Below are 19,777 nucleotides of genomic sequence, written 5' to 3' on the forward strand. Positions count from 1 at the left end.
GAATATGTCCCATGATCCGGTTCTCATCGATGCTCAGCATCCGCCGGAGTATGCGGGGCTGCTCGTGTCGATGTCGCCGGACAATGTGCATCTCGCGTGGTCATCCGATGGTGTGATCACCGGTGACGTTCTCATGGCCGATGAGGGCCGGATGGGTGCACCGGTCTCTGTGAACAGCACATTTGGTCCTGGTCTGGAAATTGTCGGGGTGGTCGTTCCGCACGCTGGATCCGGCGATGAGGGACCGGTCAGCGCATGGGATGCCGAGTGGGCGAGGCAGTTCGCCGCCGAGCGGGAATTGCCGGTTGTCGAGATACCGGTCGGGAAGCGTGAAGGTCAGCGGGTCGAGCTGGGGCCCGACGGGTGGCGGGTGACGATTCCGATCAATGATCGGGGCGAAGGTGGGGTCTATCCGCTGACCGGCGATGCCGCTTTCCGGTCTGTCGAAACGGAATACGCTACCGGCTTGCTGCTGTATCCAGGGCAGCTGGGGCAAGCGCTGGAGGATATGAAGACAGCCGGCGTGAGCGACGAGGAGTTGCGTGCGATTGCTGCCGCCTACGAGTCGTTCATCGAACGGAATGAAAAGCCGCGTGTGATGCTACGCCCGTCGAATACCGATCCCGGCGGTTATGACGTGGTCGGCGTGCTGATCAGCGATCAGGACGGGTCGGGTTTCAGCTATGGCCGGTACGAGCAACAGACCGTCATCACCGCCGAGGGAGCACACACGGGGCGTGTTCATACCGATCGGTGGGAAGACGTGGTCGACGCCGTCGACCCCGAGACAATGTTCGAGCTCATCGCGGAGGCCAAGCGGCACCATCCCCATCTGGCCGACCAGCTCGACTCCCTCTATGAGCAGGTCCGGGGACCGAATGCCGAGCAGTGGGCGCACGAGCAGCGGATGGGTGGCCGAATCCCCGCCGATGTGATGGCAGCGGCCGACAGGTGGGCCGGCCGGGCCATCGACTGGGCCACGGCCCAAGCCAATGCCTCGCGGGCCACGATGATGGGCACGGCGCAGGCCCTCGCGCCGGTCATGAACGCGGGTGTCCCGGTAACAGTGGTCACCGTTCAGGGGACCTTCACGGTTCCGGGGCGCGCGGTCGGGCCACCGGAGCCCGGAACCGGGACGGCCGCCGTCGACAATGCGGCCGGCCTCGCATCCGAGGCTCGCCCCATGCTCGAGGGGCGCACGGCCGGTGAGAGCGGTGTGTCGGTGCCGCGTAGTGGGTTGCGCCGCGATGAGCCCGATCGGTGGGCCGAGTTGGCGGTGCCGCGGGGTCGAGCTCGGGCGGAGTCCGGGGTACTCGGTGTGCCGGAGCGGATTCCCGCCGATATGTTCGAAATGTCGGCGAGGTTCGACGGGGCGTTGACTGTCGGCCGTTCGGAGAATGCTTCCGGCACAGGCGGTGTGCTGCGGCAGTCGATCGATTCCGGGAGCGTTGCCGCTGGGGTGGTCGCCAAGCCACGAACCGATCGCGCGCAGCACCACCTGGCAGGTAAGGGGCCGTTCAACTGCGGTCCGGCCGTACTGCACTTCGGCCGGGAACAGCTGGGGCACAAAGTGAACGCGCCCGCGCTGGACGATCCGCGGATCGCGGCCGCCGGTATGGGATGGGGTGAGTTCGCCGAGGCCGCGCACGCGGACTGGGACGAGAAGGGATTCGACTCGGTCGCCGCGATCGGCGCGCATGTGCGCGAACACGGCGGCGCGGTGTACGGCGCGGTGCAGTACGCCGGCCGGTCGCGCCGTGCGGTCGGCGGGCACGTTTTCCTCGTATACCAGGCGGACGACGGCCAAGTGATGGTCTACGAGAAGGGCGAGGACGGAATCGTCCACTGCGCCTTCGACGAGTGGGACCAGCCGCAGAACGTGATCGCCACCGAAGGCATCGTCATGCGCCGCCCCGCGGCGGCCGGAGCGGATGCGCTCACGACGCGGGGGCACACCGCCGCGAGCCCGCTGGCCGACGGGGAGAAGTCGGTCGTGGCTGCGCGGCGCCGCTTCGGCAAGCGCGGGAATCTGGGATCCAGGGAACCCGAACCGCTCGACGTTGTCTTCCGGCAGATCTACGAAAAGGTGCGGCTGGAATTCGCGGGGCCACCGACGCGGCAGACCCCCGAGGAGTCGCAGCGCGGTATCGAGCTGCACGCGACTTTCGAGGCTCTGTCCGGGCTGACGAGGCGTCTCGAAGCCAACCACGTGACGACGCCGGTGTACGTGCGGTCCCACGACGGAACGGCCGAGGACGGCGGGCGCGGGCGGCTCGTGCTCCAGTTCGGGGATCCGGCTACCGCGGATACGGTTCTCGGCTACGTGGCGCGCACCACACGCGAACTCGGTGAAATCAATGCGGTCACCGAGTCCGTCGTCGATTTCTTTGCCACTGAACAACTGTCGCGCGGGTCGGTGGCGATGATCGCGATTCTGCCCTTCGACGACGACTACGCGTACTACGGCCGAGCGTCGCAGGATGTCGACCTGGTCGGCCTCGACGCTGGGGCGTTGGCGACACACCTGACCGACGCGGTCGGTGACCGGCAGCCGCGGATCGTGCTGGCCGGAGTCGGTGACGGTGCCGTCGTGGCTCGTGCGGCGTGGGAGCAGCTGGACGGCGATGCTGTCGTGGTCGAAATGCCGCCCAGCGTGGATCCGGCGCCGACGGCGTTCGTGCTGTCGGAATACGAAGCCGACACGGCCGACCCCGGCCGGGCCGACATGCTGCAGAGGACCTTGGAGCGCGGAATTCTCACGCCGGCCCAGGTCGCAGTGCTGTGGCAGCGGCAGTCGCTCGAAAATCGCATGGCGCTCGCGCGGGCGGCCGCGGAGGTGATCGCCGGCACGGACGGCATCGTCGACAGTTCTCGTGGGCACGCGGTGCTCCGACGATTCGCGCGTGCGATGGACGATCGTCGCGATGCCTTCGAGCCGCTACAGGTGGCCCGTTTGCAGGCGCTTCTGGTGGCATTGAACCGGGCCAACCGGGTGGCCACCAGGAGGGTCGACCCGGGCCGGCCGATCCTGCCTCTCGCGCTCCCACTGGACGAATCCGATTCCCAGGAACGCTCTTTCGTCTCCGTCGGTGACCCGAGCACCGCCGACGAGATCACCGTGTTCGTCACAGCGGCGGATCCGACGCCGGAGGTGCTGCGCACCGGCCTGCGCCACGCCACTCACGAGTACTCCGGGCAAGAAGGCAGGGTGCTGCAGAGTGGCCGGTCACAGGCTGTGGCGGTGTGGCAGGGAACCGACCCCCAGCGGCTGGCTCGCGATCTCATCGCGCTGATCGAGGACGGCAGGGCTCGCGCGGAAGTACAGGGCGACGTCGCGCCGCGGATCCGCGTTCTCGCTGCGGAGGACGCTGATAAAGCATTGCTGCGCAATGCATTCGAGCACACACGGTTCGACGGCTACCGTGCGGAATTCGAGCCCGAGACGTACCGGAGCATGCAGGGATATCTGCGCTCGGAGCGAGCGGACCGAGCTGTACCGACGCTGGAGCCGGAGCCCGTTCCCCAGCGACAGATCCTGCCGGACAGTCCGATGACTCCGGAGGCGAGAACACGGTCCGATGTGGTCTGGAACCGGTATTTCGGTGAACGCCCGAACATATCGACGAAAGATATGTCGAAGATCTGGCGAAAGCTGACCTTCGACGACTGCTGGACCCTGGTCGAGGGTAAGCCCGAGTTGATCGCCGATCACCTGGGTGTACCCGCGCGCTGGCGCGACCGCGCCAACCGGCAGCTGCTCTGGCACGAACTGACCGAGCTGGAGTCGGCGGCGGCGGAGAACACCGGGATGACCGCTGCCGGGTTCGCTCGGCTGGGTGAGCTGCGAAAGCGGTTGGCGGACTTGATCGAAGCCGAAGGTTTCGCCGCCCGGTTGCCCGGCCACCCGCCGGTCCATGTGCTGACACTCGGTCTGACCGGCACGGACCGGCGATTGATGGTCGCGTTCGGTGATGTCGACACCGCTACCCACGTCACCGTGACAGTGGCCGGCCACTTCGGCGACGACACGCTGCTCGTCGGATTGGACGCGGCCGCAAGCGACTTCGCCGGGAACGCACATGACGCCGGCTCCGAGCGCAAGCACGCGTCGGTGCTGTATTACGGGCGCGACGGCGTCGATACGGTCAGCGGGACGCGGTTGGTCGAGGACGTCAACGGTCTGGTTCAAACTCGTAGGTCGCTGCGCCTGCCGATGCCGTGGGTCGAGATTCTGGCGCTGCCCGAAGGTAGGGCCCTGCGAGACAACGCGAGCAGCCGGTCTCTGACGCGGTCGCTGCTCGACCCCGACGAAATCCACGTCGAATGGGGCGACTTCCAGTGGGCGAATCCCGCCGACCTGGGGCGCTACCAGCATCCGGGCGTCTCCTACGAGGTGCCGCTGCTGGAGAACATCCTGGAGGGCAATCCGGCGAACTGCACCACGAATGTGGGCTGGTCGCACCATGATCGGTGGCCGGAGCTTGTTCCGGCGCCGGCAGACGCGACCGGACTGAACGGCCGTAGCGCCGACGAATACCAGGACCTGCTCCGTGCGGGCTGGCATCCGGGCGGTTTCCACGCGGACAGTGGCAGCACGGCGCACGACAAGATCGCCGCCGAGCTTCTGGCCATGGGGGCGGGTGCGACCGCCGCGGTCACAGACGAATATCTCGGTTTCGATCCCGAGAACCCCGACGTCGTGGGTTCGCACACCTACGAGATGTTTGTCGCCGAGGACGGCGAGACGGTGATGGTCCGCGACTGGACCTGGGAAAAACCGGTGCAGCGCAGGACGGTCCAACGTCCGGAACCCACCGTCGTCACCCACCCCCACGTCCGGGGCCAGGTCAAGAACGGTGTGGCGCGGGCCTACGCCATCCTTCGGCATGGTGATGGCCGCCCGAAGGACGAGTACGTTGCCGGGGCCGGAGTCGCGGGCCGTGACAAGCCGGAGACCCGGATCGGGTTGACCGTCGGCGTTGCCGGCCGGAACGCCCAGCTGCCCCCGGCGGTCGGTGACGGCACGGTGGCTCCGATATCGGATCAGCCACCGGTGTCCGACGAACAGGACGACTTGGTACCCGTTCCGGAGGGGTTCCGGGCGGTGTACGAGGAACTGCTCACCACACAGGCCACGCTCGCCGACGAGCTGGCGAACGCGGCGGACAAGGCGGTTGTCGGCCGCAAAGCTCTGCTGTCCCGACGATTCCATCGCGATCTGGACGCCGCGCGTCGCCGCTTGCTGCTGGAGGGGCGCTCCGAACTCGCCAGGGAACTTGTGGCGACGACCGAGCACTACCACGAGATCGGTGCCATGATCCGCCGAGTCGAGGAACTCGGCGCCGTGCGGCGCCCGTCCTCGTCGCGCCATCACGAGCTGCTCACGAACCATGCTGTCGCCGTCGACAATTGGATCAAGGCCGCGTCGATCCTGGAGGAGGCTTCCGGAACCGGCACCGAAGCCGAGGCGCTGGGCCGCTACTCCGCTGCCCTCGATTCGGTTCGGGAAGCGGCGCGCCTGCTCGCCGCTCACGACCTTCCCGCGAAACGAGCCTTGATCGACAAACTCGGCGAGGACTTCGGCGTCAAGGTGTCGGGTTGGGAGGATGTGGATGTCCCACTCGACGCCATCGAGACTCTCGATCGCACCCTGCGCGAGAAGTTCGCGGAGTACCGCGGATCCCACAACCTGGAGGAGATCCGTTTTCTCGATGAGGACGGGTTGCGGGCAGTCGATGAGCGGACGCCGGTCTTCGGCAGCAAATCGGACACCGCTCCCCGCGCCCTGTGGCTGCTCCAATCCCGTTGGGGTGGAGGGTATTACAGCGCGATCACAATCGATCGGCGGATCATCACCGATCGCAGGTGGACCGCTCGCGCGGTGCGGGATGCGCAGGAGAAAGGTGCCTGGGGCAAATCATCGGGTAATGCGCTCGCGGACTATCTGGACCACGAGATCCTGCACGGGATCGACTACTTCCTCGAGCTGACCAAGGCCGGCACCCTGCGCAAGCAACTGCGCAAAGCCTGGGAGGTCTACCGGCGCCACTCCTTCCTGCACGTGGACGAGAACTTCACCACCTGGCTGCGGCGGCTTCCGGGGTATTCCTTCAAAAAGGGCTCGCGCGACACGCTGAACAACCTGGAAGCGTTCGCCGAGGCCGGTGCGGTCGGTGGACGCGACACCTCGCTGCCGCTGACCGATCCGTCACGCATCGTCTTCGCCTTCACCCACGGCATCGATGCCGGTGACTACGCCGAGACAATGGTGGACTGGGCGCGTGCGCACGCGGACCGCCGGAAGGCCAAGGCCGCACTGCTGCCGTCGTTGGCAGCGGAGCGCGGCGAGCCACCCGCCGCCGAGGGCGATGTGACGTATGAGCAGCCGAATCCCATTGCGCCGCATGAATACAACCTGTGTGGTCCGTTGACGATGCAGGACGTGGGTTCGGTGACGGGCCGCGGTGATCTCGGCGGTTTCACCGCGGGTCTCGGTGGGATGCGGGTCAGCGTTATCGAGGAAAGGATGGGTGGGCCGAAGCAGGCTTTCGCCGATATCGATACGGCTGTGGCGCAATTGGCTGCTTTCGGTTGGCGGACCGATGCGCGGAACCAGGGCATCGATCCGGAGAAGGTGTGGCGCGAGGGTATGGATCCGCCGGGTGATCCCGAGTTCATGGTGCGCGCCGAGGCCGAGGTGGGCCTGCTGGTGTTCGAGCCGACGCATGTCGATGCCGGTGGCGCGCACGGTGATGGCGGGCATATGTACTGGCTGGTGCGTCGGGTGGACAAGGATGGGCGTGTTCGGATCGAGAAGCGTGATCCGGGTATGGGGGTGTTCCAGCCGAATTTCGTGCCGTCGCGGGAGTCGGCGGGGCGGCCGGTGTTCGGGACGTTCCTCACCGCGGCCGGTGCGCGGGTGGTGTTTGCTGATGCGGACGGTGAGGTGCGAATCAGCACCGAAGACTTCGCTGTCAGCGTCTCCGACGTGTCGGGATCGTCGCGGGCCAGTGCGAAAGGTGTTGTCCCGAAAGAATACCGGGCTGCCTATCGGGTTTTGACCGACGAACACGCCAGAGTGGCGGTGGCGTTGGCCAAAGTCGCCAGCAAGACCGACGCCGATGTGCAGACGTTGCGGTCGGGGCGTTTCGCCGAGGAGTTGGAAGCTTCGCGGCAGCGGCTCGACGAACAGGGGGTGGTCGAAGCCGGCAGCTACGACGTCGAGCTGCGCGGTCTGACACTTCGCTATCACGAGATCGCGGCGATGGTCCGTCGGCTGGAGGAACTCGGCGAAGTGTCGAGGACGGCGACCCCGTGGCGATTCCGACTGCTCACCGAATATGCGGAAGCGGTGATGAATTGGGCCGGTTGGCAACAGCCCCTGCGGGAAGCCGCCGTGGCGGCGGGGGCCGACCTGTCGGCGCTGTGGTCGCGGGAGAGTGCCGACGCCGAGGTTGCTCGTCTGCGGGGGCAGATTTCCGCGCTCACCTACGACGATTTGAAGTGGCGGGTCGGCACCTATGTCACCCTGACTCGTGCGGTCCGGGACTCCGAAGATGCCGTTGCCGCCCATGACGCCGTCGCCGAGAACCCCATCGGCACTGCGGATTCGGACGACTCCTCCGTACAAGAGGTTCGAAACGCATTCGCCGACACTCGCGAAGTCACCATCGCGTTCGCGCCGGGGGGCTGGCAGTCGTTGAAAGCGGCCGAGATCGCGCTCGGACTCTGGTTGGAGCGGGCCGGCTGGCGTGACATGGACCAGATCGTGGCTGCTACCTTGATCGTTCGCCGCGCAGGTCTCGACGCGCTGCACTTCATCCAAGACTTGCCGACGCAGTCGGAGTTGCTGAAGCATCGCATGTTCTCGCTGCTGGAGCCCTCCTTCCTTGCTGCTCGGCCTGGGCAGGCTGCCGAGGAAGTGCATCCGTTGTCCATGTTGGACGCGACGGTCCGACTGACGCTCCGGTTGTTCGATGATGCCGGTGTCCGTTCCCTGCACGTCTCGGTCGAATGCGATCAATACCGCCCGCTCGGACCGTTGCCGGTATCGACCGCCACGAACCTGGGTGTATTTCCGCAACACGGTGCGGACACGGTGGATGAGCAAGTCCGCCGGACATTGTCGGCCGCCACCCGGTCGGGAGTCGAGTCGCACGGTGAAGTCTGGGCGATTTTCGAAGAGCGCGGCGCCGCGGACGAATCCACTCGTACGCCCCTCGATGGTGACATTCCGCAGGGATCGCCGGACCTGGCAAGTGCCCTGGCGGTCAAGAAGCGAATCGTCGAGAAACTGTACGACGACCATCATGTCCGGTTGCTCGGGTGGGAAGACGCGGACACTGATGCCTTGGTGTCCGCGGATCGCGAATTGCGCACTCTGATAGCGGAATACAACGGCAGGCACAACCTTCGAGAAGTTCGGTTCGTCGATCCGGCTTCGATGCGATGGGGCGCCGACGGCGAGCCGCCCACGGGAAGGGTCTATTCCTGCGGGACTCGGTACGACCAGCAGACCCGCAACTTCTACTCGGTCATCGAGATCGACCGGCGGGCGGTGACCGACCCGAAATGGGCCGCCGAGACCTTGGGGGCCCAGCAGGAGAACGGGTGGTGGAGCTGGTCGCCGAGGGACCTGGTGGCCGCCGTCCTGCGCCATGAATTCGGCCATGTGATCGCTCGGTTCTTCCGGATCAACGAGGAGCCCGGCGACCCCATGCGCGAGGGACTGGCCGTAGCCTTCGATGTCTATCGGAGCCGCTCGCTGGTGCCGTCGTATCCGAACGCACCGGCCTGGTCGGATCAGCTACCGGCGTATCCCCGCAAGGGCCGCGACAAAAACGGCAAACTGGTCGACCAGTGGAAGAAGCAGGAGGTGCTGGCCGAGGGAAGCGTGGGCGGCGCTATGGATCCCTCGTTGCCGCTGACTCATCCGGCGCGGGTGACCCACACTATGTCGCATCGACTGGACCCTGCCGAATTCGCGAGGACCATGGGCGACTGGGAGCTGGCGCACCAGCTCAACCGATCGAGGGTGCGCGCTGCTGGTGAGAACCGGAGATTGTTGCAACGGTTGCTCGCGCCGATACGTCGCCTGGTGCCGGCGTCGAGCACCGCCACCGAGGACGACACGGACGGAGACGGCAAGGGGATCCACGAGCGCCCTGCCGCGGATCGGAAACCCCAGGTCCCCTGGCCGCATGTCGATAATCAGTGTGGTCCGTTGACGATGTGGGACATCGGTGTGGTGACGGGGCGTGCGGGTCTCGATGAATTCACCGCGGGGCTCGGAGGTTTGCGGGTCAAGCGCATCGAGAAGGTGATGGGTGGGCGCAAGCAGGCGTTCACGAATATCGGCGAAGCGGTCACCCGGCTGCGTGAGTGGGGTGCGCAGCTCGACGCGGAGAACCCCGGGGTCGACCACGGAACCGGAAAGACCCCGCCCGGCGGCCACAACGTGGGATTGCTGGTGTTCGAGCCGACGCATACCGGTCACAGCGGCGAGCACGGTGATGTCGGGCATACATACTGGCTGGTGCGTCGGGTGGACGCGGACGGGAATGTACGTATCGAGAAGCGCGACCCGGGTATGGGCGTGCTGCAGCCGAATTTCGTGCCGCCTCAGGAATCGGCGGGGCGGCCGGTATTCGGCATGTTCCTCGACGCCGCGGGTGAGCGGGTGGAGGTCGCCGACGCCGATGGTGTGGTGCGTACCAGTCGTGCGGACTTCGCTGTCGGGAAGTCCGAAGTGGCGAGTTCGGCGTTCGACACCGCGTCCTTGCCCGGTCTCCGAGAGCGGCTTGCGCAATACCTTCCCGAGAAGCTCAGGCCCGCAACGGTAGTCACACCCTCGCTTGCCCCGGCGCTGGCCGAACTGCGCCGCCACGACGGCAAGCGGCGCGCCGAGCTGCGTCTGGATCTCCTCGAGTTGGTCATCGAGCTCGGGAATATCGACAAAGAGTTGCTGAATCCCAAGTCGAAGGACAGGAGTGCTCTCGAACAGGAGCTCGGGAAGCTTCGCCGCGAGTTCGCCGACGTGGCGAACATCTCCGAGCGAGATTTGACCGACCAGCCACGGGTGCACGACGAGGTCTCGCACGTCTTCGCACGTTCCGACGTTACCGCGGCCGTGAGAAATGTCGCTGTCAGGTTCCAAAGGCATGTCGATGCGATGCAGAAGCTCGTGGATTTCGACCGGTACACCACCCGGGCCCGCGCTGTCGACGTGCTGGAAGACGCACTCTACGACTCGTATTCACGCTATGAACAGGGGCTGGGTGGTACCGCCGCCGCGGTGCGGGACATGGCAGCCCGGATCTCGAGCATTGCGGAGTTGGCCGGGCTCATCCAGCAGACCGAGGACATGACCCCGACATTGCCGATGGTCCGGCTCCGCGATATCAGCGGTTATTGCTTGCCGAACAAGCGGATCCGGCGGCGGATCCTGAAGCGGGTGCGGAGCCACTACGCCGAAACCCGCGAACTGCTGCAGGCGATACTGGGCACCGACCCAGCGACGATGGCCGTCGGCGTGCTGGAGTCATTGACTCCGAAGCCGCAGCCGAACGACCCGGCTGTCCGAGATCCGCAGCTTGCGCGGGAAAAGTACCAGCTCGCTGTCGAATTCGAAGAGTGCGCGGCGGTGATCGCCTATGCCGAGGAGATCGAACAGCGTGACGAACGACTGCGGCAGCTCACCAGCAGGTTCGATCAGGAGATAGCAGCCGCGCTCGAACCGACCGCAGACACCGCCGACCCCCGGGTGGTGTTGAGCCCGCCGCTGGCGCGGCTCGACCATGCCGGGATTCAGGGCATCGCCGATCTACAGGCGGCCCAGCGCCGAGTACGTTCCCTGATCGCTGTGACACAACAGGCTTTCGAGGCGCGCCGGATCGAACATGAGCGTTGGTACCCGCAGGACGCGGCGGCGTTGGCCGAGGCACCGAACCAGATTTCCGAGTTGCGCGTCGCCCGGGGCAACGCACACCGGCGTCGGCGCCGCTCGCTCGACGCGCTGCTCGATCTTGCCGAGCGCCACCGGCGTCATACCGAGCTGGCCGAGAGGCTGGACGAGCAGGCACGCGAGCTCACGGAGTTGGCGCGTCGTCGCCACGAGGCGGCGACCAGCAGTGACGACGCCGAGCGCATGCTGCGAAGGAACTCCGAAAAACAGTACGGCGCTTGGAATTTTACGGCTGACGTGCCCGGCCAGCTGGATCGCACACGGCTCGGACTCCAGCGCGAACTCGCCCGTGAGCTCGATCTGAAGTTCGCCCGGGAGATGGGTGTCGCGGCGCCGGAAGCGGACGAGTCCCGGTCGGTGCCGATCGCGCTGATCCAGCAGATGGTGGATCAGCCCGACGGGGTGAGTCCGCTGACCGATCGCGAGACCGGACGGCGCGACCCCGTGCTCGACGCCTTGGCCGGGCGAGTGCTGACAACCGACAAGATGCTCGACGCCGCAGTCGATTACGCCGCGGCGCTCGCCGAGGTCGGCCTGCTCGACGCGGAGCTGCGTGCCGGCCTGTCCGATCTGCAGCAACCGACTGATCCGGCCTCTCCGGATGCGACTGCGTTCTATGTGTCGCCGTCTGTGGAGCATGTGCGGTCGGGCGATGAGCTGGATTGTCTGCCGGTGGCGGGGCGAAATGCGTATGTGTCGGCTGGTCGGATGGTGCCGGAGAGGTTGGGCGGTTTCAGCTCCGGTGGGTTGGGTGTGTTGTTGAGTGAGGCGCCCGGTGTCGTGGGTGTCGGGTTCGACGAGCGCATTGCCTCGTTGGCGGATGCGCGTGCTCTGGTGCCGAATGAGGGTGACGCCGCTGTCGCGGTACTGGTGTATGAGGGAGTGGATGGCCGGGCGCCGCAGTGGGGTCATGCGGTGACTGTGAAGCGTGTCGATGGTGTGGTGCGGGTGTTCGAGGAGGGGATGCCGGAGCAGGGTGTGGTGCTGGCGGGGTGGAAGCCGCCGGAGGACGTGGTGGTCGGTGCGGATGGCCAGCCGGTGGTATTGGCGATGCGTATACCGGCTTCGCCTGCCGAGGATGTGTCACGTGATGGTGAGTTGCCTGCTGCAGTGAGGCAATTCGCGCACATTCGCGTCGGCACGCGGGCGCCCGAAGATGGTGCGGATCGGCCCCGGCGGGGTGAGCATTCGAGCACTCGAGACGGGGGGCGAGAAAGCGCGTCGCCGCAGCGGTCGCAGGTGGATTCGAGCTGGCCCGCAACCGGCGGCGGCCTCCAGATCGGCGCCGAGGTGTCGAGGCGGCTGACCGCGGTGGCACAACGCCAGCGGGATGCGGACTATCGACGGGCCGAACTCGCGCAGCGGTATCCGAATGCGTTGCGGGAGTTGAATCTCGACGCGTCCGAGTCGATCGATGAGCAGGTCGCGCGTTTGGGTGATCCCGCCGCTGTATCCGACGGGCAGCTGCGCAGACATGCCGAGGTGGTCACCCGATACCACTACCTCCAGGGGGCGCACGCGTGGCTCGACGCGGTGAGTGCGGATCTCACCATGGCGCTGGCAGATCGCGTGCACTGGGCGAGCGTATTGAAGAAGGGGATCCGGGCACTGGGCATCGATGTCGCGGGCACCGGTGCGCTGCGTGACCAGCTCGACGCGGGAACGCGGGATTGGGATGCCGGGCAGCGGCAGGCGAAAGCCGGTGAATTGGCCGAACTGGCCACTGCTGCAAGCGCGTTGAGCGATGCCGACGAGCGGGTGCGGCGGGCCGGCACCGCATTGGATGCGGGGTTGGCCGAACTCGCGGAGCGGCCGGTGCAGCTTCACGACTCCGATACCGTGAATACGGCATCGGTGGTGCGCACCGTCGCGGAACTGTACGGCCCCAGCGCCGTGATGCCCGTCGAGACGCGGGCACGCTGGTCCGAGTCGCACGCGCGGTTGCAGGAGCGGGTCCGCGGTCGGCTGATGAAGGTCTCGGACCACACCGAATTGGTGAATCGGTTGACGAAGCTGGGACCGGGTTCCTCGATCATCGTGGTCGACGGCGACGAACGGTACACGCTGCTCAACCGTGCGGGCACCATCGTTGATCTGGACCGCAGCACAGGGGTTGCGCAGGAGTTCGTCCCCCGGCCCGGTGCGACGGCGACAACATTCGTTGTCGTCTTCCGCGACGGTGGCACTCCGTTGTACCCGGTCGATCCCACGTGGCACAGTCCGCCGCCATCCGCGATCAAACCCGTCCTGGGACGCAAACGTCAGGTGGCTCGGCTGTATGCCGCCCACATCGAGCGTGGACGTGAGTGGCGTCGTGCGCTCGGCCTCGCAGCTACGTTGAGCCTGGATCCACAGTTGCTGCAGCCGGAACACCGCGGCGTCCTCGACCGTGAGCTGGCGGTGCTGGCCGGGGAGTCCGACGCCAAGAACGCTTCGGCTCTCGAACTCCTCGCAGTGCTCGCGGTGCACGGGCGGATCACCGAGGAACTGCTCTGGTTGAACGCGTTGGAGCGGGAACGATGGCAGGCCGTCCTGGTGTGCCACGCCCTGAAAGCCAGAGAGGGGGCGGTGATTGCGTCCGCTGAGCGGACACCCGGCGACTTGCGTCGGATCAAAGCCGTTCTCGTCCAGGCCGAGGAGGCAGTCGAGCGGCTCGACCGAGAGCTGGAAGCCGCGTTGGCGGAGCGCGAGCCGGTGAAAAACCCTGTCGATGTGTACCGGCTGGGCCAGAACTTCTGCGCTCCAGCGTCGGTGCTGGCGCTGGCAGCGCTGACCGGAAACCCGGATATCGCACCGATAGAACACGACATGTCGGTCACCGGCACATACGGCGTCCCGACGATGGCGGCGCTCAATTCGAGGTATCGCCTGGTCGCCAATTACGAACAGCTGCAACAAGTCTTACCGAACGACGGTTTCGCGGCGGTGGACGAAGACGGCGGGGCCGAGGGTGGCCACATCTACCTGGTGATGCGCTTCGACGGCCATACGGTGGTGATCGACAACGGCGGCGTGGAGCTCCACGACTTCCCACCTGTGCCGAGGGTTGCTTCCCGGGGCAAGCCGATTCGTGTCTACCTCTACGGATCGGACGGCATCGCGGCCCGGCCGCTGTCCGAGCAGGGGTGCGCGAAACTACGCGAACTGTCCGAACGGCTGGCGGCGCTGCCGACCGGTACCTCGCGGAAGATGCTCACGGCGCAGGCTCATGCCGCAGCCGGATCTGTGGATGGCTGGGAGCAGATCATGAACGATGCTGTCGTGGTCGTGGCCGCAGAGCAGCGTTCCAAGGCCCCCTCCGCACCGTCGAAACAGGTTGTCGCCGACCCATTGACCGCCAAGGTGCAGGAACGGATCCGCACCTTGTTGGAGGCCCCGATATCGCAGGTCGACGACATCACCCGGGAGCGGGTGGCGGAAATGGCCGCCGTGTTCGCCGCCGCCGACGGTTACCGGGTCGAGCAGCTCGATGAGGCGATCGACGGTGGGCTCAGCGAGCTGAATGTATACGGAGTCAACGGTCGTTCGGTTCTCGAAGTCGAGTTGCAGGAGGGCGTGCAGCAGGCGCACTTCATTCTGCGCACCCTCCGGGGCAATTCGACACGGAACACTGTCGCGATGCAGCTGGCCGGGCTGGTCGGCGAGTGGGCCGAGCACGAGAACCGGGACACCGTGCGCGACTTGCTCGAGTCGCGCACCGGTGATCTGCTGGCCGCGAGGAACGGGCGTGGTCAGGTGAAAGTCACGATGACCGGCCCGGTCGGCAGACGGCAGCTGGAATTCATCCTCCAGACCGACCGCGGTCTCTACGAGAAGTTCACCTACCGCGAGGCGACCGGTGCGGCGACGATGTCCGATCACTCCGGTGTGGTGACCGATATCGTCTCCCATTCGCCGCGGTCGGTGTTGCCGTCCATACCGGCTCGGGGTTCGTGGCAGGAATGGGAGGCAGCGCCGCCGAAGGGCATGTCAGAAACCGATCCCGCGATGGCAGCATACGAAGTCGACGACAGCCGCACCGCGACGAATGGTGCGCGGCAAGCCGACTCGGCCGCTCCGGGTGCTCATGTGTCTCCGTCTGTGGATCATGTTCTGGCGGAGGGGCCGAAGAATTGTCTGCCGGAGGCGGCGCGGAATGCATGGAGGTCGGCGGGGCGGCCGGTGCCCAAGCGGCTGGCTGGGTTCACTGCCGGGCTGGACGGTGTGCTTGTGGGAGATGCACCCGACCTGGTGGGTGTCGGGTTCGACGAGCGTGTTCATTCGCTGGCGGATGTGGGTGCTCTGGTACCGAACGACGGTGACGCTGTTGTGGCGGTTCTGGTGTACGAGGAGGTGGGTGAGCGGGCGCCGCAGTGGGGTCATGCGGTGACTGTGAAGCGTGTTGACGGTGTGGTGCGGGTGTTCGAGGAGGGGATGCCGGAGCAGGGTGTGGTGCTGGCGGGGTGGAAGCCGCCGGAGGACGTGGTGGTCGGTGCGGATGACCAGGCGGTGGTGTTGGCGATGCGAATTTCGGCTTCGCGCGCCGGGGATGTCTCACCTGGTGGTGAGTTGCCCGCCGCAGTACGGCAATTCGCGCGTATTCGGGTCGGTACACGGTCGCCGGATTCCGGACCGCCACACGACTACATTCCGCCCCGCGACGCGGTGCCGGCGATACCGAGCGAGGTTTCCCGGCACGCCTGGAACGATTTCCTGGCGCCTGTGGTCGCGGAGGTGGAACTCGAAAGTGTCTCCAGCCCGGGTGGTCTCGATCCGCTGATGGCGGAGCAGCGGCGGCTGGAGCTGATGGAGCAGCGGTGGTCCGGTTTGCCCGCGGAAACCCGCTCGCGCATCGTGGGGTATCTGACCGATCCATTCGAGCACTTGCTGGCGGATCCCCGCCTCGCGCCGATTCCCTCCGCCGACCAGTTGCCGCCATCGATGGCCGACGAGGTGAACCGGATGCTGCTGGCGCGGCGGCGCGATGAGCTGGCCGATATCGACGGGGCCAGCGCTGAACAGGTGCGAGAACTGGCCGAGTTGAACAACTGGATCGACCGGTTGCGCACAGCCGAGCGGTGGGCGACCCACCTGCCGGGACATCCGCGAGTTCGGCTGCTGCGCTCGGACTTCGGTGACAGGCAATGGGTGCTCACCGTCGGCGACCTGGCCTCCCAGGACGTGTCAGAGGTCCAGATCCACGTCTACGACAGCGAATTCGATGAGGGCGCCGATACCGGGCTGATCGCGGTGATGGACCACGCCTCGCGCGCGACGCCGGCCGAACCGCCCGCCGCGGTGCTGTGGTTCGGTCCGGATGCGACGGGACTGCAGGCGTTCGTCCGGAACCTGGCGTCGGCACGCGACATCCGTGACTGGTGGGGCTCCGACATCACCGTGATCGCACACGATCAGGCATCCCGGCAGGTGATCGGCGGACTGAACGACGTCGGACTGAGCACACAACCCAACAAGGTTTCGTCGGACGCGCTCGCGCGCGTGGCAGCGACGTTGCCGGTGGATCGGGAAAGGATCATTCGCGATGCGCTTCGGTGGGCCGATATGTCCAGCATCGAGGACATGCTGCTGCCCGAGGGCGCGTCCATCGCGGACGCGGTCGATTTGGGTGCGAAGAACGCCATCAGGTGGCGGCAGTGGCCCAGCTACGCACGGGAGGAGCTGAAGCGGAAATACCCCGATGTGCTGGCCAACGTGTTCGGGGTGCCCGACGAGGTGCGTTACTGGGCGAATACTCACGCTCTCCAAGCGGACCTGGGGGCGGTCGACGCCGAAATCGCCGCGGGAGACTCTTCCGGTGAGCACATCGCGCATGTCGAGGCGACCGACCGGACCTTGACGCTGCTCCGACAGTTGCTTCAGCGGGAAACGATCGGTGCACAGCCAGAGCTGTTGTCGCGCCGGCGAACTCCGGACGGTGGGCTCGAACTGATCTTCGGGCTGGGCAATCCGGGCACCGCCGACAAGGTGCAATGGCTCATGCTCGGAACCGCGACAACCGAGGATCAGCTGCGAAAGCAGGCTTCGCAGGCAGTGACATGGCTCCGAACGGTGAGTGCGGCGTCACCCGAGACGGCTCTGGCCTTCTTCGTCCGGCTCGATGGTGCCGGTGCGGCCGCGGCTCGATCAGCCGAGGCAGCCGCCGAGTCGGCGGGGACACGATTCGCCCTTCAGGTCGCGGCCGAATTCGGAGCCCGCCGCGCACTGCATCATCGACGCCCGGACTTCGAGCTGGTCGGACTGCCGGTCGGAACGCCGGAGGTGCGTCAGGCGGCGCTACTGCTGAAGCCATTGCTGAACAAGATCGGCGCCGTTTCCCGGGACGCTGATCCCGCCACGACGGTCACCGACATCCTCGACGATGCGTCGGTCGTGCAAGCCGAAATTCGACATCAGATCAATCATCTGGTCAGCCGCTTGCGGTTCGGCGGCTCCGCTCAGCAGCTGGATCTGCGGGCTTGGGACATCGACCGGATCGACAGCACCCTGCGGGAGCTGGAGGTGCTCGCCGAGGTTTCGCGGGGAGGTGACCGGAACGACGCCGAAGCGGAGAGCAACACGGATCTCCTCGCCGAATGTTTCGGTCTTGCAGCGGAATTGCGAGCTTTCACCCTATTCCTGGACCGCCTGCGGGAGTTGCCGCGCGACGGACGCGACAGTGAGTTCTGGGCGACGCTGGATCATCCGCGGGAGGTCCGGGAGTCGCTCGGTGCGCTGGCTCGACGCATAGGGCTGGCCGTGCGAATCGCCGAGAAGATGGAGGTCGGGTTCGACGACGAGGACGTCGAGCACGACGCGTTGTTCGGCAGCGACAGCGGGTCGACCGCGGATGGCGTCGTGCCTTGGCCCTGGGGCCCGAGCGGTGGCCGGGTCGACGTGGATCGGATTCGGCTGCTGAGCGAGCTGTGGGCGCGGGTGCGCACACCGCAGGATCGGGAGCGGCTCACCGAATTGATCCTTCTGACCACGGAATTGATGGCCGTCGACGTCGAGGTCGCCCACCTGCGTTCGCGAACCGAGCAGGCGGTCGAAGTGTCGACGGTCGAGAACTTGGCAGCCGGGGTATTGCGCGCCCATGCGGCACGTGCCGATGTCCGACACGGCCTCGAGGCGGGATGCGAGTCGCTCGGAGTTCCCATAGCGATCGGCACCCGGGTCGACGAGGTGCATTGGTTGCACATCGATGCGCACAATCAGCTGGCCGAACTTCTCGGCGTGGACGCTGCCGAATTGACCCCGCCGCGAATTCGGCTCGAGATCGACAACCGGACCGGGCCGGATGCGGATTCGGCGCAGCGGCTGGAGAATAGGCGTCGCGGCCTGGCGGCATTGTTCGACCTGGCGCTGATGTATGCCCGGGCGGATGCGAGCCTGCAGTGGTTGACACAGCAGGCGAACCTGCTGGCCGCGATAGTGGAGAGTGCGGGTCCCGCGGGCAGGACCGCGGCGGCCGCCGACCCGACTGGATTCGCCGCCGAATTCGGCCCCGATACCGACACCTGGGCCGACGAGCGCATCGACGAAGTACTGGCCGAAATTGCTGAAAAAACCAGGCCGACAGCACCTTCGCCGACACCAGAGTCCTCTGAGGTGCAGGCGGACAGCATGTCCGAGTCCGATCCGGCGACCGCTGACAACCCCAGTGCCGACGACCGTGCCGGGGGCGTGGGCGAGCGACCACAGCAGACCGATTCGACGGCTCCGGAGGGACCCGCGTACGTCCCGCAGTCGCCGGATCATGTGCCGGCAGGCAGTTCAAGGAATTCTCTCGTCCCTCACTCCGACGATTTTGTTTCGGATGACCCGTATGGGGTGAATAAGTGGTTGCGTGCGTTGCGTCACTATCTCGGAAAAACTAGAGCGGAGTTCGCCGGGCCGTTCAGCGGGTCCTTGATTGCTCAATTCGAAAACGAAAAGAGGATGAAGAAGCCAACTGCGCGAGCGGTCCGTGAAATTTGTGTTGCGAACGCTGTCCCGATCGATGTGGCTCGCGCGGCGCTGATTCAGTTCTTCGATGGTGAAGGCATCGCTGCCTTCGATCCTGAGGGTGAGTTCGCGCCTCGGCCGGAGGATTTCGATGTTGATGACCCGTATGGGGTGAATAAGTGGTTGGGTGCGTGGCGTCACTATCTCGGCAAATCTCGACCCGAGTTCGCCGGGTCGTTCGGCGAGACGCTGATTCGGAATTCTGAAAATGAGGTGAACGCGCCTCGTGTGGAGTCGGTTTCTGATATTTGTGTTTTGAATGCCATTCCGGTGGATCTTGCTCGTGGGGCGCTGGTTCGTTTCTTCGATGGTGAAGGCATCGCTGCCTTCGATCCTGAGGGTGAGTTCGCGCCTCGGCCGGAGGATTTCGATGTTGCTGATCCGTTTGCGGTGAATGATTGGTTGGGTGCGTGGCGTCGCTATCTCGGCAAGTCTCGAACCGAGTTCGCCGGGCCGTTCGGTGAGACGATGATTTTGAGTTCTGAAAATAAGCTCAGAAAGCCGACTGCGCGAACGGTCGGTGGTGTTTGTATCGCGAATGGTGTTCCGGTCGATCTCGTGCGTGCGGCGCTGGTTTGTTTCTTCGATGGTGAAGGCATCGCTGCCTTCGATCCTGAGGGTGAGTTCGCGCCTCGGGCGGAGGATTTCGATGTTGATGCTCCGTTTGCGGTGAATGATTGGTTGGGTGCGTGGCGTCGCTATCTCGGCAAGTCTCAAGCTGAGTTCGCCGGGCCGTTCAGTGGGGCGATGACTTGGAGTTCTGAAAATAAGACCAGAAAGCCGACTGCGCGAACGGTCGGTGGTGTTTGTATCGCGAATGGTGTTCCGGTC

At 65.9% G+C, this 19,777-nt stretch carries 1 protein-coding gene (only partly in view); it reads left to right on the forward strand.

All 19,777 nt of this window come from inside a single coding sequence — locus tag AB0L57_RS09970, helix-turn-helix domain-containing protein (protein WP_364959628.1), on the forward strand. Of the gene's 129,024 coding nucleotides, 38,702 precede the window and 70,545 follow it; the stretch shown corresponds to coding positions 38,703-58,479 (codon 12,901, partial, through codon 19,493, complete); the first complete codon in view begins at window position 2. Both the start codon and the stop codon lie outside the window.

The sequence above is a fragment of the Nocardia sp. NPDC052254 genome (assembly GCF_040679495.1).
Taxonomy (GTDB): domain Bacteria; phylum Actinomycetota; class Actinomycetes; order Mycobacteriales; family Mycobacteriaceae; genus Nocardia.